Here is a 14,055-nt window from a genome sequence, read left to right on the forward strand (position 1 = left end):
TTACTCACCCGTCCGCCGCTAACCATCAGAGGAGCAAGCTCCTCATCAAGTCCGCTCGACTTGCATGTATTAGGCACGCCGCCAGCGTTCGTCCTGAGCCAGGATCAAACTCTCCAAGAAAGTTTGTGACTCATTTTGAATCTGACGAGATTTAAATCTCATTTGTGCTCCACAGTTCGGGGACCGAACTGCTTTGCGTTTTGACTTCATTGCTGAAGTCTGTATCTCACTCGTTGTTCAGTTTTCAAAGATCAAATTCTTTCGTTTTCGTTCACCGCCGTATCTCAGCGGCGACTTTTATAATATATCATATCGCCCATCATTTCGTCAAGAACTTTTTTTCGATCTTTTTTTTAATCTCGATTGTCGAGCTTGTCGAATCCTCAGGCTTATTAACTTCTGAGGTTTAATGGGGCGAGTTATAATTTAACACAGATAACATCATTGAGTCAACCTTTAATTCAGACTTTACAGAACCTCTTTACGTTTCCCTGAAATACTCCAACTATACATTAAAAGGGGAGGTCTCCTCCCCTTTTCGCATATCTGCATATAACACTTGGTAAACAATCGGGTTAGTCAGCCGAATACCGGATTCCCTGACTGCCGTATCCGGAAAATTCCGTCCATACAGCGAATTCTTTCACTAACGACCTGTTCACAAGCTTACGCATCACGAGCGGGAGTTCATTTCGGACCATCTTCAGATCCGGATGATGAATCAATTCCTCAATGCTCCATGGTTTGGACCTACCCCTTAATATTTGAAGCAGATGAACGGAGCATTCAGCCATCTTGGACATGACGGAGAATTCACAAGCAAGGAGCACCAGCTCTACACGCTGCTGAATGGTTTCCGTACTCTGTGTTAATTCCTCGTACAGCTTATGGATCGCCGTATTCAGCTCCTTCACTTGCTCCCAAACCGCCTTATCAGGCAGAACGCCCCTCTCAATAAGCTCAATCCGCGCCCAGTGCTTCAGCGAATCCAGAACACATTGATAAGCATCAATAACATATCCGGCCTGCATGTAACGCTTGGCTTCAACATATATGGACAGAAACCGCGAAAATTCGTACAGCATTTTACGGTCCCGAAGAGGCTGTTCAAATTCAATATATTCCTGCCTTAGCATAGCGAGCCTGCCCTCTTGATCATGGACAAGTTCACCTTCCATAAAGCAGCGTATCAAATCCCCCTTCTCGCCGGCAATCAACCACCGCTGAAGGGATTCAATCGTAACATGCAGCACCTGACATGGCAGATCACCAATAAGGGTATGCTCTACAGCCAGCTCCGCAGCCTGCTCTTCATGGACAATGAGAACGATGAAATCGAAGTCATGAAGCAAGGAGCCATCAAATTTATGCGCTTCCTGACGATAAATAATAGTACCTACGGCATCGACATCAACCGACTCTCCATAAAAAAAAGACAAATTGGACAAATCCATGTCTCCCTCCATGCATTCCTTGGCGAAAAGTGGCCAATTCAGTTATAATATACTTCTACATATCCATGTAAGTTCCTTCTTTTTATGAATACAACTAATTAATGACAGGAGCTAGTGATCCATGATCTTTAAAACAGCAAAAATCAATGCTTTCCGCACTTGGGGACTGCTGCTTACGATGATTGGCATGGGACTTATGGTTCTCGGTACTGCAGGAATTGTCTTCTGGGGACAGGCCGGGAAAGTCATGGCGGCCATCGGCCTCGTTATTGGACTCATCTCCATGATGGGTAGCCTCGGTGTTTATTTTTGGGCTGGAATGCTCTCTACGAGCGTAAAGTCAATAGAATGCCCGGAATGTCATAAACCGACGAAAATGCTCGGCAAAACAGATCGCTGCATGTTCTGTCGAACGATATTGACCACGGATATCGAGCAAGCGAACATTACAGATGACGAGCTCGAAGAACACCAAATGCTTCAGGAAGCACAAGGCGCTCCCCAGTCGGCACCCCACCATAACTAGAAAACACTAGAAAAGAGAACCGGCCCTCCTCTAAAGGAAGACCGGTTCTCTTTTTATATAATGGGTATAAGTGCTGTATCCGTTATGATGAAATATCTTTAAGCACGTTCCAAGCTTCTTCTGTGCCAAAGCTGCGTGTCCATGCAGCAACACCGCCCAAATTCAACTCTTTGGCCAGATTGACCCTCTCTTTAAGCGATGTCGCATCCTCAATCCAAATCTTTTTCAGAACGCCATCTTCCGTGTACTCGACATAGTTTTGCTTGACGTCCTCCAGATACTTCGGCTTCAGCTTCTTCTCTGCAATAATATCATTCACAGTCTTCATACCCACCGCTTTGGAAGACACTTTCGTTTTGCCATCTTTAACCTCTTCGGACCAAATCCGGGTATACAGCGGAACAGCCAAAACAAGCTTTTCGGGTGGAACGCCGTCCTCATCCAATATTTTGCGAACAGCAGCCTCCGTCCAAGGTAGCGATGCAACGGAGCCGGCCTCCGGACTAGATGCCCAGTGCTCGTCGTATGCCATTAAAATAATATAGTCTGCCGCTTCGCCGAGAGAGCGCCGATCCAGAAAGCGGGACCACATTTCGCTGTCTGACTTCGGAGTAACATCCACCGACACGATCAGGCCCATTGACCGGGCGAGAGGTTTCAATTCACGGACGAACTGCGATATGTTCTCCCCGTCTTTTGTTTTCACATTTTCAAAATCAATGTTGATGCCGTCTAGATGATACATCTTCGCAAAATGAAGCATCTGATTGATCGTATTCAATCTAGTTTCGTACGTGGCCATGGCGCTTGAAGTAATATCCGGATTGAAGCTGTTGTCCAGCAGCCCCCATACTTCCATTCCGCGGGCATGCGCCTTTGTCACGTAGGCGGTGTCTGCTTTGCTTCGTACATTGCCTTCTCCGTCAATAATGCTGAACCACGTCGGACTGACCACATTGACACCAGACAGCTGATCAATTACGGAAGGATCCGGCTTTTTCTGATATACGGCATCCCATGCCAGATTAACCTTTTTACCTTTCCAGTTTCGTTCTGTATGGGTAGGCTTCTCAGGTACAACATCGACCGTCTTCTTTTCTCCAAGCGTCACTTTGGATTTTGGTACATAACCGGCATAGCCGTTATCCATTTGTACAAAATACCACGATTCATCGGAATTCCAAATCCTCAGGGGCGTACCGCCCGGCATGTCCGCCAAAATAGGCTCATGCTTAGACGGCCCTTTACGCAAAGGGATTGTGGCATCCGCCGCTCCATTCACCTTGCCCATTTGTATGGTATCTCCCGCATTCATCAGCAGCACTGCACCTGTGTCCGGATCCTCATGAACAGTTATGCCGTACATTTCCTTGAGCGGCTGAACCGGCAAATAGAGCATGTTGTTCTTTTCTTCCGGCGCAAACCGAAGTTGTACCTGCTTGTTGTTCAGTTGTGCTTCCTTCTCCCCTGTTTGCAAATGCATGACCTGCGTAGGAGTGGTAAGGATCAGCGACTGCGTTTCTTTTTCATAGCGGATATTCGGATCTACTGTCTCCTGCAGTACAGGTAGCGGCAGCTTTAGCTGTTCTCCGGTACCCTCGGCAGACTCATCAAGCAGCTTTCCTTTTACAAATATAGGCTTGTCCAATCCATTCCAATCCGGCTTTACATGCAAAGGATTCGGAAGAAGCTGGGTTATTGTCAAATATGCACCGACTGCTATCAAACACAATCCCAATACGATGGCAAAACGCCCTTTCGCGGTGGAACTGTGCCTGCGTCTTCTACTTCTGGTCAAAGGCAAATCCTCCGTTATCGTAAATTGTGTCATTCCCCCATGCGGCTCATGCATTCTTGTATCCTAAAAGTAAAAAACGTGGGAATCCATGACAGGAATCCGCACGTTTTATCAAAACAGACCGCATGAAACGGATGTATTACTTATTTTTGCAACTACCGCATATCCCGTACAATTCCATACGCAGACCCTGAATCTGAAAACCTGTAATCTCCTCAGCAGTACGTTCCACATCCTCCAGGGATGGATAACTGAAATCCTCAATTCTGCCGCATTTCTGGCAAATGACGTGGAAGTGATCCGATACATTCGCATCAAATCGGCTTGAATTATCTCCATAAGTCAGCTCATGAACCATACCGGCTTCAATCAGCATCTTCAAATTGTTATATACGGTTGCTACACTCATGCTCGGAAATTTAGGCTCTAGCGCACGATAAATCTCATCCGCAGTCGGATGACTCATGGAATCCATAAGGTAAGTCAGTATCGCATGACGCTGGGGCGTAATCCGAACACCATTCGTTTTCAGTTGTTCCAATGCATGCTCGACTCGCGTTGCCATCTTACCCACCGCCTTATTAGTTAAACAAATCATTGAATCCAAATATAACTTTATTTTACGGTTATCGTTTCAACTTTGTCAACGAAAGGCCGCACCATAAAAGAATAAGGAGTTCCCGTTAGCGAAATACCGCTTCAATATTTATTCACATTTAAATTGCTATTGCCTTCGATATGAACTTTATATTCTCCTTGACCTACTGTACCCGAGATGTTCTTATTGTCCACCGTAAATTCAGGGAATTGGTTGCGAATATCACCGTAACTGATGGTACCGTCCATCTTATAGCTTCCCGCTACGGGAAGACCGACGTTAAGCTCTCCCACCGCGCTGTATATATCCCAGTCTCCCCCTACCAGGCTGGAACGTGCGGTTATGCCGCCATTAAGGGTTTCTGCCTTCAAGTTGGACTGGATATCATCGATATAAATATTCCCGTTTTTCGTACGGGCATCGATTTTGCCGAGCGCACGGATCACGGACAAATTCCCAACCTGCGCCTGGAGCGTGGCTGCATCGGATATATCAACAGCCTGCATGTTACCCTGGTTCGTACTTAAATCAATAGATCCTGTAACGTTATATGCAGTCACTTTTCCGTTTAGCGTACTCCCTTTAATATCACCGGACACATGATCCAGATTCAAATCACCACTAGCTGTCTCCATTGAAATCTGTTTAATGGCATCCACATGCTGCAGGCTGATACTACCGTTCATCGTACGAAGCGACAAGTCAAAGCGACGGTCCTCCGGAAGCGTAATCGTCAGATTCATCCGTGGCTGCCTTTTGCCGGATTGCCCGTAGGACTTGCCTTTCGTCTGAATGGTGATATTGCTGTCACCGCTGACCTCCAAGGTTGACTCTCTGGCAACGACCTCTGCTTCGGTAGGGGTACTCTGATCGACCCAAATCTCCGCCTGCACCCCGATATCCGTCACGGGCCCTCGCTGCACTAAAATATCTCCATTAATGTTTTCTACATTGATACTTTGTGTATCCATACTCACCGGAACCGCGATCATGTCCTTGCCAACGCTGCTTCCTTCCTGCTCACTGTAGTCGACACCTGCGGCGGTCAGATTCAAACTCACCTTATTCCATAGATGCAGATATTGCTTTTGTTCCGTCACAATAAATACGGATGCCGACAAAACGACAGCTAGCAGAATTCCCCGCAAATCTAGCTGAAACCGGCGCCCCGCCCCTTTCGACTTCCCAGGCAGCAGATACAGTACCACGTATTCCAAACCCCAGAGCACGGCTATCAGCGGCCACCACTTCAGAAGGAGCAGCAGATGTTCGGTACCATGCAGCGCATCGTCAAGCAGCAGCACACCTGTTGCAGTCAGCAGCAGGGCGGCTGTAAATCTTCCAACCCTCATTCTTCGTTTGCGATTCATGATATCCCCCCGTTCACCTTGCGAATACGATTCATCTCTCCCCTGTCGGATTTTTCCAAATTCTAACGCTGGCTCCACTGTAACCATATTTCCCTGGCCCCTACCCAGAGCCCTGCGGCAATCAGTAAGCCAGCAACAGTCACTTTACCGTATTGTTCCAAATAAAATTGCAGCCAGTGCGGCTTTTGGTAAAAGACAAACATCAGTGCACCGCCCAGGATCAGCATGATCCCGAAAAAGGAGCTTCGCTCTACCTTATAGGGATTCGTATATGCTGCCTGCTCTTCCACCTCTGCCTGCTCGGATGTCTTCGCCCGCCAATAAATGACATAATCCGCAGCCTGCAGCACATCATAAACATTGTAGAAATAGGTCACCGGTATAACTAACGCCAGCAAAATCAATAAGGGAACGTTAATCTGAATGCCGATGGAAGAGAAATATAATAGAGCCGAAACATCCAAAAGTAATGTGAAAATAAAGGCAATGCCTTTACGGTACAAACCAAGATAGATATGGCCGAGGCCTGGGCATATTGAAGCCAGAAAACCAGCCGTAAATTTACGTTTTCGGGAAAAAAGACGCCGAGTACGAACAACAGCATCTGTCTTGTTGCTCTTATTACGCCCCATCTGCGACGTATCCTCTGATCCAACCGTTCGTTTGACACTGTGCATTCTCCCAGCTCCTTTCCGCTTTTTTACAAGAAGAATCTCTACCAACGATATCAGAATGCCAGTTACCCGAAGTTTATATTTGCTGATATCAAAAAATGTCTTTTTTTAGATAGTACCTTATATGAGAGGGACAATAACAGGTAAATATCTGGATGCTTATCCTATCACAGAAAAAACCCCCATTAATCCGGGGGTTTGGAATGTTCACTAATCGATAGAGACCATAGATATTCCCGTAAGCTTACGAATTCGGGCAGCCAAGGCCAGCGGATCAAAGACCCTTTTACTTAGTACGTTTAATGATATTTCGAGCGTAGTCGACGGTGGCTGAAGCTCCCCATACGGCACACTGCTCCGTTCGTTGACAACTGCCTTTTTTACCGTAATTCCTTCTTCTTCAAGCAGCCCGGATATGGTCTCCAGCAGCTGAGGTGCCGAAATCGCATAGACCGTCACCAGATGAAGCTTACTGCCGCGGATATAACGCTGCTCCAGCTTGTTGAACACAACAAGCGTGAGAAGAATCAACAATGTGGCCGCGATAGAAGCAAAGTAAAAGCCTGCACCGACGGCGAGTCCCACTGCAGCGATCACCCATACGGATGCGGCTGTCGTCAACCCCGTAATCGATTTACCCGTAAACAAAATCGTTCCGGCACCCAAAAAACCGACACCCGTGATGACAGCCGAAGCCAGCCGTGCGGGGTCAATACGAATGTTCTGCTCGTGAACAAACTCGGAAAATCCGTAAATGGACAGCATAATGATCAAAGACGAGCCCATACATACCAGAATATGAGTCCGAAGCCCAGCTGCATGGTTGGAACGCTCCCGCTCCAGCCCTACAAGTCCACCAAGTAGAACGGCCAGTAGCAAACGCAGCAAAATATGCACATCATCTATATACCATGGATCCGCCAAAAGCATATCTCTCCCTATTATGCAATCCGCAGCCTTAAGGCAGGGTCATGCGTGATTAAGCGGATTTTTCCGCTCGTCTGTGGAACGTGGTAAGCTCAACACCTGGTGCGACCTCAAAAGTATCAAAAGGAACAAATCCATACTTAAGATAAAGATTGACTGCAGGTTCATTCTTGGCACCTGTAGACACAATAAACAGCGGAATGTCGGGATGATCCTCGAGCACATGACGGATAAGACTGCCCGCAATCCCCTTGCGGAAATGATCCGGATGAACCATCATCCGCATCAACGTCAGCGAACCTGGGGTTTCCGATTGGGTAGCGACTGCTCCGATCAATTCTCCATTTTCATTTAAGTATCCATAAAAGATTTCGTCACAGTTTTTCAGCGTTTCATGCGTATCAAGCAATGGCGGTATATCATAAAATCCGATTTTTTCGGCTTCCAGCCGGTAAGCGATATGCTGCAGCCACCAAATTTGATCGATCATGTCGTCGTCCTTCAGTGAAAGCTTGGTGATCATAGGTGGTCCCTCCCTTTTAGGCTATACACTGTCCATCAAAAAAAGACCAAAGAAGAAATTCGAATGACTCTATTCGCTATGCAAAAAAGGGCCTGTCCTGCGGACAAGCCCCAAGACCCGTTCTGCTTACTGCATGAGCACTTCTTCCAGCAATTTGTTGACAATCGCCGGATTGGCCTTACCTCTGCTCTCTTTCATAACCTGACCGACCAGGAAGCCGATCGCTTTCTGTTTGCCCGCTTTATAATCCTCTACGGATTGCGGATTAGCAGCTACGACTTGCTCGACAATAGCTTTGATCGCACCTTCGTCGCTGATCTGAACCAGACCTTTTTCCTCCACAATTTTTTGTGGCAGCTTGCCGCTTTCGAGCATTTCCTTGAAGACCGTTTTGGCAATTTTGGTACTGATCGTTCCTTTTTCGATGAGGCCGATCATTTCTCCCAAACCTTGTCCCGTCATCTTCACTTCGGAGAATTCCAAGTTGTTGCTGTTGAGATAGCCAAGCAGCTCTCCCATAATCCAGTTGGAAACGGATTTGGCATCCTTGGTATATTTCAGACTATCCTCGAACAAATCGGCAATCGGCTTGGAGGAAGTGATAACCTCCGCATCGTAGCTTGGCAGACCGTACTCCGAGGTATAACGCTCCTTGCGCGCATCCGGTAGCTCTGGAATAGTCTCTCTGATGCGGTTCTTCCATTCCTCATCGATGTATACCTTCACCAGATCCGGGTCCGGGAAGTAGCGGTAATCATGCGCTTCTTCCTTACCCCGCATGGTAAGAGTTTTACCCTGCGCTTCATCCCAGCGGCGGGTTTCCTGTACGACAACGCCGCCTTCATCTAAAATTTCAGCCTGGCGGAATTCCTCATATTCAAGACCCTTCTGCACGCCGCGGAAGGAGTTCATATTTTTCAGCTCGGCACGTGTACCAAATTCCTTTTGTCCATAAGGGCGGATACTGATGTTCGCATCACAGCGCATGGAGCCCTCTTCCATTTTCACATCGGATACTTCGCAGTATTGCATGATGGCGCGCATCTTCTCCAGATAAGCACGGGCTTCCTCCGGCGAAGAGATATCCGGCTCTGACACGATTTCCACAAGCGGCGTTCCGACACGGTTAAAGTCCACCAGCGATGCATAACCTCCGTCGATATGCGTCAGCTTGCCCGCGTCTTCCTCCAGATGGAGGCGGGTGATGCCGATCCGTTTGGTTTTGCCGTCCACTTCGATGTCAATCCAGCCGTTCTGCCCGATAGGCTGATCGTACTGGGAAATTTGATAGGCTTTCGGTGAATCCGGGTAAAAATAGTTTTTGCGGTCGAATTTACTCACATCCGCGATTTCGCAGTTGATGGCCATCGCCGCTTTGATGGCATATTCCACCGCTTGTTTGTTCAGAACCGGCAGAACGCCGGGATGTCCCAAACAAATCGGACAGGTGTGCGTATTAGGCGGAGCGCCGAACTCGGTTGAGCAGCCGCAAAAGATTTTGGAATGAGTGCGCAGCTCAACGTGGACTTCGAGTCCAATGACTGTTTCGTATTTTGAAGATGACATGTGAACATTCCCTCCTTTTCCAGCTGATTCTACAGGTTTGGCTTCTGCTTATGATATTCGGTGTTCTGCTCGAAAGCTCCCGCCACTCGCAGCACCGTTCTTTCGTCAAAGGCTTTGCCGATAATTTGCAGGCCAACAGGCAGACCATCCGCAAATCCGCAAGGCACACTGATGGCCGGAACGCCCGCAAGGCTCACCGGAATCGTCAAAATATCATTCAGATACATCGTAAGCGGATCATCCACTTGAGCTCCCAGCTTAAACGCAGTCGTTGGAGCCGTTGGTCCGATAATCACATCATATTTTTCAAAGACCTGATCAAAATCACGCTTGATCAAGGTACGCGCTTTCTGGGCTTTCAGGTAAAATGCGTCATAATAGCCGGAGCTCAGGGCATAGGTACCCAGCATAATCCGGCGTTTGACCTCAGGGCCGAAGCCTTGGCTGCGGGATTCATGGTACAAATCCAGCAGGTTGCCGGATTGTCCGGCACGCACGCCGTAACGCACACCGTCAAAACGGGCCAAGTTGGAGGATGCTTCGGAAGAAGCAAGGAGGTAGTAAGCGGCAACTGCATACTCGGTATGAGGCAGCGAAACCTCTTCAATGATCGCACCCATGCTTTCAAGCTCTTTGAGCGCAGCCTCTACCTTCTCCTTCACGGTAGCATCGACGCCTTCTCCCATATACTCTTTTGGCACGGCGACGCGCAGGCCTTTTACGTCTCCGGTCAGAGCGCTTAGGTAATCCGGGATTTCCACATTAGCAGAGGTCGAATCCATATTGTCATAGCCGGCGATCGACTGCAGAACATAGGCAGCGTCCTCAACGTTTTTCGTAACCGGTCCGATTTGATCCAGCGACGAAGCGAAGGCGACCAGGCCAAAACGGGACACTAGACCATAGGTTGGCTTCAAACCGACAACACCGCAGTAAGAAGCGGGCTGGCGGATAGAACCACCGGTATCCGAACCCAAGGCAAAATACGCTTCACCTGCAGCAACCGCAGCCGCAGAACCGCCGCTGGAGCCGCCGGGAACACGTTCCAGATCCCATGGATTATGCACCGGATGGAAGCTTGAGTTTTCATTGGAGCCGCCCATGGCAAACTCGTCCATGTTCAGCTTGCCGATCGTCACCGCATCCGCATCGCGGAGCTTACGTACAACGGTAGCATCATAGACAGGATTAAAGTTCGACAAAAATTGGCTGGCGCAGGTGGTACGGATACCTTCCGTTACAATATTGTCCTTGATCGCGGCCGGTAGACCGAACAAGAGACCACGCTGACCGCCCGAGGACAGCTTGTCGTCCAGACGCCGCGCAGTACTTTTCGCACCTTCTTCGTTCAGGGTCAGGTAAGCGCCGATACGTCCATCACGCTCGGAAATGGCACGGAATGTGTCTTCAACAAGCTCCAGTACGGACAGTTCCTTATCGTGCAGCTTGCTATGTATCTCTTTCAGATTTTGATTTAACAGGCTCAATTGCCGCTCCTCCTTTCATGTGGAAACCTTCTATTCAAGTACAGCCGGAACCTTAAATTGTCCGTCTTCTTCTTCAGGTGCATTCAGCATTACTTTTTCGATCGGCAGGCTTTCGCGCTCCACGTCCTCGCGCATCACATTGCTGACAGGCAGAACATGGGTGGTTGGTTCCACACCATCGGTGTCCAGTTCGTTTAATTTTTCGGCATATTGTAAAATAGCGTTCAGCTGCTCGGTGAACATTTGCTCTTCTTCCGCACTCAGGTTGAGACGGGCAAGCTTAGCCACATGCTGAACGTCTTGATTGGTGATGCTCATAACTTAAACTCCTCCTTATTCCTTCTTATGTTAAAGGATTAAAGCCTCAGGATAACGTTTTTAATTATATTGTAGAACCTGTGACAATTCAATCCACTGCTTCAAGCTTCCAGAAGCAAAATAACCCCACAAAGTGGGGACTTTGCTTCGAAGCTGATTCAGGTACTTTGTGGGGGCTCCGGAAATTATAAATTCTAATAGATCAAAAAAGAGCCGGCACTAGGCCGACTCTTCTAAATCCAGGCTCGCAAATTAACTTGCTTGATAAACTCCGCCTGTGAAAGCACCTCAGGTGCTGACTCCTCTTCTTCTTCCTGCTCGAGTTCGCCGTTCATAATCTGATGAAACAGCTTCTCGTTATATGTCGCAAGGGCGTAATCGATCAGCGCTTCCCGCGTGGTCATCTCCACTTCATGCTGTATGAGCAGTTCTTCAGGCTGAACATCACCCGCTGGCACGAAAAAGTTCCGGTTAATCTGAGGTACCCGGATCACATAGTCAAACGCATTGTCCGGGTTCCGGTCATAGGCAATCAGATAACCGTATTCCCCTATAGGAAGGTTCTGCTCAAAGGCGTCCGCGACGATTACTATCTTTTCCCCTAATTGCAGCATCGTCTACCTCCTAGATGTCTGTCATTGTCAGTATAGTCTACTAAAAAAAAGTAGGCCTGTCTACGGAAACAGATAGAAAACTAAGCAAAAAGACACAAATCCACGCACGAAGCATATACCTAGAATCTGATCGGCTCAAAAAAAAGAACGCAAACCGGGATGATTCCACAGCTTGCGTGCTTCGCGAATGTAAATGTTACATGAAATTAACATTATTGTACCAAGGCTATTATCGCTTGTCCAGCTTTTTTACTCGATTTCTGTCGAGAAATTGGTTCGCCCGGGAGATGGACTCAGGAAATATAGGGATTATGGACTTTTTCATAGCCGATCGTTGTCTTCGGGCCGTGCCCTGGATACACCTTGACCTCATCGTTAAAGGTAAAGAGTTTATTCTGGATAGAGTCGAAGAGATCCCGCTCGCGTCCTCCATACAGATCCGTCCTTCCAACTCCTAGCTTGAAGAGAACATCACCCGAAAAGAGATCATCACCGCACAGGAAGCTGACGCTTCCCGGCGAGTGGCCAGGCGTATGGTAAACCGTAAAGGTGTGCCCGATCAGCTCCAGCTTCTGACCTTCATCCAGACTGTACTCCGCAGGAGCTGTCGCAAGTGGCGGCGAAACCTGCGGCCAATTGAGCGATCCGTTCATCTTCGGATTTTCAAGCCACTCGGCCTCAAGATCATGCAGGTATACCGGGCAGTTCTTCAGCTTCCGGATTTCATCCACGCCTCCCATATGATCAAAATGGGCATGCGTCAGCAGGATCGCCTCAATCTCAAGCGGCTGTATCTTCTTCATTAAAGCGCCGGGATTCATCCCCGGATCGATAATTACTGCACGGCCGGGATCTTCTCCTGTCAGCAGGTAAGCGTTCGTCTGCAGGGGACCAAGACAGAAGGTTTGTATATTTAACATAGGTTAAAATCCCGAGATCAGTTCACGCAGTTCCTTGATGATAACTGCATGATGATCGGTTCCTTCTCCGTAAGCTGCGATGAGTTCCTTGCGGCATTCCGCCATTTTCTCCTGATAATCCGGAGCTTCACGGTCAGGGTTCTCCTGCTTGAACCGGACCATGATTTGCTGCACATGCTCAGGACGTGGGCCCCACTTGCCAAGCACATAACCGCCTGTATCCGTAAAAATCACCACGGGCACGCTGCGTCCGCCCATCGTCAAAAATTGATCCATGACATCGAAGTTTTCTTCAAGAATCAATACTTCGGTAGGAATCTCTGCAGTCTCCAGCGCGCGGAAAACCACAGGCACATTGCGCACCACATCTCCGCACCAATCCGCCGCCAGAATCAATACGCGCAGGTCGTCCCTAAATTTCAGGCTCTCAAAAAACTCGCGGTCACTGTCATTCTCCCATGCGAACTGCTCATAGCCGGACTTGAATTCGTCCTGGTTCTTCTGCATTTCGTCAATAAACTGCTGCGGGGAAATCCCCGTATCCAGCTTGTCTGCCAAATGGATCGCCAATTATTTCGTCCCCTTTCCAGATCTTGCTTTCACCATTTTAATAACAAAATATACAATTAACAGCGCAAGCGCAACGAGCAAAATCGGTGTAACGTAAGGAGCCGCCTTCTCGTTAATATGCTCCCACTGGTCCCCAAGCACATATCCGAGATAGAGAAACAAAGCGGACCATGGAATAACCGCAAGCGTGGTCAGTATCGTAAACCGCCATACGTTCATCTTGGAAATGCCAGCAGGAATGGAGATGGCATGGCGTACAAACGGTATAAACCGCGCTGTGAAAATCACACCCGTTCCGTATTTGTTAAACCACATTTCGGCATAATCGATATGCTTCTTATGAATAAGGATGTATTTCCCGTATTTCTCGAGCACAGGTCTGCCACCGTAGCGCCCAATCCAGTAGATGAACAGCTGCGCAAATACGCCGCCGATCGTAGCAAAGAGCATCGCTCCCCAAAAGTTGATATGCCCGGAGGATACGAGGAAACCTCCATATGCCAGTACAATTTCGCTGGGAATGACTTCAATCATAAGCCCCAGCATAATTCCGAAATAACCCAGACTTTGAACCCAATGTAACAATTGACTGATGATATCCGATATAAAATGCACTTTGGCCCCTCTTTCTATATGTACTTTTTCATTCCTAACCAAAATCTATTCTAGCACAGGAGCGGACATGACTTCTACATGCGCCCAATTGCTTC

Annotated in this window: 15 protein-coding genes and 1 rRNA gene; 1 reads left to right on the forward strand and 15 read right to left on the reverse strand. The window is 48.1% G+C overall.

Annotated features, from left to right (window positions below; translation table 11 throughout):
* Both MUG84_RS22490 and MUG84_RS22495 read right to left on the reverse strand, forming a co-directional pair.
* Positions 1-120 (reverse strand): 16S ribosomal RNA (locus tag MUG84_RS22490); the annotation flags it as partial.
* A gap of 455 nt (positions 121-575) precedes the next feature.
* Positions 576-1,454 (reverse strand): nucleotidyltransferase-like protein, encoded by an 879-nt coding sequence (locus tag MUG84_RS22495; RefSeq protein ID WP_244729186.1) that lies wholly within the window; start codon positions 1,452-1,454, stop codon positions 576-578.
* Positions 1,455-1,575: 121 nt separating this feature from the next.
* Here MUG84_RS22495 and MUG84_RS22500 point away from each other — a divergent pair, with 121 nt between their 5' ends.
* Entirely contained in the window at positions 1,576-1,980 is a 405-nt protein-coding gene (locus tag MUG84_RS22500; protein WP_244729188.1) for a YgzB family protein, read from the forward strand.
* Between the two features lie 82 nt (positions 1,981-2,062).
* Here the strand turns inward: MUG84_RS22500 and MUG84_RS22505 are convergent, their stop codons facing one another.
* The 13 genes from MUG84_RS22505 to uptA all read right to left on the reverse strand — a co-directional run bounded on the left by MUG84_RS22505 (position 2,063) and on the right by uptA (position 13,960).
* Positions 2,063-3,811, reverse strand: a complete 1,749-nt coding sequence (locus MUG84_RS22505; RefSeq protein WP_425313266.1) for a glycosyl hydrolase family 18 protein — start codon at positions 3,809-3,811, stop codon at positions 2,063-2,065.
* Between the two features lie 106 nt (positions 3,812-3,917).
* Positions 3,918-4,343 carry a Fur family transcriptional regulator gene (locus MUG84_RS22510; RefSeq protein ID WP_244729192.1) on the reverse strand — a complete coding sequence of 142 codons (426 nt, stop codon included), beginning with the start codon at positions 4,341-4,343 and terminating at the stop codon, positions 3,918-3,920.
* Positions 4,344-4,477: 134 nt separating this feature from the next.
* Positions 4,478-5,746, reverse strand: a complete 1,269-nt coding sequence (locus tag MUG84_RS22515; RefSeq protein ID WP_244729194.1) for a DUF4097 family beta strand repeat-containing protein — start codon at positions 5,744-5,746, stop codon at positions 4,478-4,480.
* 62 nt (positions 5,747-5,808) lie between these two features.
* Positions 5,809-6,423, reverse strand: a complete 615-nt coding sequence (locus tag MUG84_RS22520) for a hypothetical protein (RefSeq protein ID WP_244729196.1) — start codon at positions 6,421-6,423, stop codon at positions 5,809-5,811.
* A 207-nt stretch (positions 6,424-6,630) separates the two neighbouring features.
* The gene (locus tag MUG84_RS22525; RefSeq protein WP_244729198.1) at positions 6,631-7,344 is read right to left on the reverse strand and encodes an MgtC/SapB family protein; all 714 of its coding nucleotides are present in this window, start codon (positions 7,342-7,344) and stop codon (positions 6,631-6,633) included.
* A 55-nt stretch (positions 7,345-7,399) separates the two neighbouring features.
* On the reverse strand, positions 7,400-7,870 hold the full coding sequence (locus MUG84_RS22530) for a GNAT family N-acetyltransferase (protein WP_244729201.1): 471 nt from the start codon (positions 7,868-7,870) through the stop codon (positions 7,400-7,402).
* Positions 7,871-7,996: 126 nt separating this feature from the next.
* Positions 7,997-9,436, reverse strand: a complete 1,440-nt coding sequence (gene gatB, locus MUG84_RS22535) for an Asp-tRNA(Asn)/Glu-tRNA(Gln) amidotransferase subunit GatB (RefSeq protein ID WP_244729203.1) — start codon at positions 9,434-9,436, stop codon at positions 7,997-7,999.
* A 29-nt stretch (positions 9,437-9,465) separates the two neighbouring features.
* The gene (gene gatA / locus MUG84_RS22540) at positions 9,466-10,923 is read right to left on the reverse strand and encodes an Asp-tRNA(Asn)/Glu-tRNA(Gln) amidotransferase subunit GatA (protein ID WP_244729205.1); all 1,458 of its coding nucleotides are present in this window, start codon (positions 10,921-10,923) and stop codon (positions 9,466-9,468) included.
* A 30-nt stretch (positions 10,924-10,953) separates the two neighbouring features.
* A complete protein-coding gene (gatC, locus tag MUG84_RS22545; RefSeq protein WP_244729207.1) occupies positions 10,954-11,241 on the reverse strand; it encodes an Asp-tRNA(Asn)/Glu-tRNA(Gln) amidotransferase subunit GatC in 288 nt (95 codons plus the stop codon).
* Between the two features lie 233 nt (positions 11,242-11,474).
* On the reverse strand, positions 11,475-11,855 hold the full coding sequence (locus MUG84_RS22550; RefSeq protein ID WP_244729210.1) for an ATPase: 381 nt from the start codon (positions 11,853-11,855) through the stop codon (positions 11,475-11,477).
* Positions 11,856-12,148: 293 nt separating this feature from the next.
* On the reverse strand, positions 12,149-12,775 hold the full coding sequence (locus MUG84_RS22555; RefSeq protein WP_244729212.1) for an MBL fold metallo-hydrolase: 627 nt from the start codon (positions 12,773-12,775) through the stop codon (positions 12,149-12,151).
* Positions 12,776-12,778: 3 nt separating this feature from the next.
* Positions 12,779-13,345 (reverse strand): thioredoxin family protein, encoded by a 567-nt coding sequence (locus MUG84_RS22560; protein WP_244729214.1) that lies wholly within the window; start codon positions 13,343-13,345, stop codon positions 12,779-12,781.
* Positions 13,346-13,960: an undecaprenyl phosphate transporter UptA gene (gene uptA, locus MUG84_RS22565; protein ID WP_244729216.1), complete on the reverse strand. Its 615-nt coding sequence runs from the start codon at positions 13,958-13,960 to the stop codon at positions 13,346-13,348. It abuts the gene before it with no gap.
* Between the last annotated feature and the right edge of the window lie 95 nt (positions 13,961-14,055).

It is taken from the genome of Paenibacillus mangrovi (genome assembly GCF_022898935.1).
GTDB classification, from domain to species: Bacteria; Bacillota; Bacilli; order Paenibacillales; family Paenibacillaceae; genus Paenibacillus_AQ; species Paenibacillus_AQ mangrovi.

Bases quoted from the DNA above. Each gene is read 5' to 3' on its own strand.
- MUG84_RS22495 (WP_244729186.1), bottom strand. From the start codon at position 1,454: ATGGATTTGTCCAATTTGTCTTTTTTTTATGGAGAGTCGGTTGATGTC.
- MUG84_RS22500 (WP_244729188.1), top strand. From the start codon at position 1,576: ATGATCTTTAAAACAGCAAAAATCAATGCTTTCCGCACTTGGGGACTG.
- MUG84_RS22505 (WP_425313266.1), bottom strand. From the start codon at position 3,811: ATGACACAATTTACGATAACGGAGGATTTGCCTTTGACCAGAAGTAGA.
- MUG84_RS22510 (WP_244729192.1), bottom strand. From the start codon at position 4,343: ATGGCAACGCGAGTCGAGCATGCATTGGAACAACTGAAAACGAATGGT.
- MUG84_RS22515 (WP_244729194.1), bottom strand. From the start codon at position 5,746: ATGAATCGCAAACGAAGAATGAGGGTTGGAAGATTTACAGCCGCCCTG.
- MUG84_RS22520 (WP_244729196.1), bottom strand. From the start codon at position 6,423: ATGCACAGTGTCAAACGAACGGTTGGATCAGAGGATACGTCGCAGATG.
- MUG84_RS22530 (WP_244729201.1), bottom strand. From the start codon at position 7,870: ATGATCACCAAGCTTTCACTGAAGGACGACGACATGATCGATCAAATT.
- gatB (WP_244729203.1), bottom strand. From the start codon at position 9,436: ATGTCATCTTCAAAATACGAAACAGTCATTGGACTCGAAGTCCACGTT.
- gatC (WP_244729207.1), bottom strand. From the start codon at position 11,241: ATGAGCATCACCAATCAAGACGTTCAGCATGTGGCTAAGCTTGCCCGT.
- MUG84_RS22550 (WP_244729210.1), bottom strand. From the start codon at position 11,855: ATGCTGCAATTAGGGGAAAAGATAGTAATCGTCGCGGACGCCTTTGAG.
- MUG84_RS22555 (WP_244729212.1), bottom strand. From the start codon at position 12,775: ATGTTAAATATACAAACCTTCTGTCTTGGTCCCCTGCAGACGAACGCT.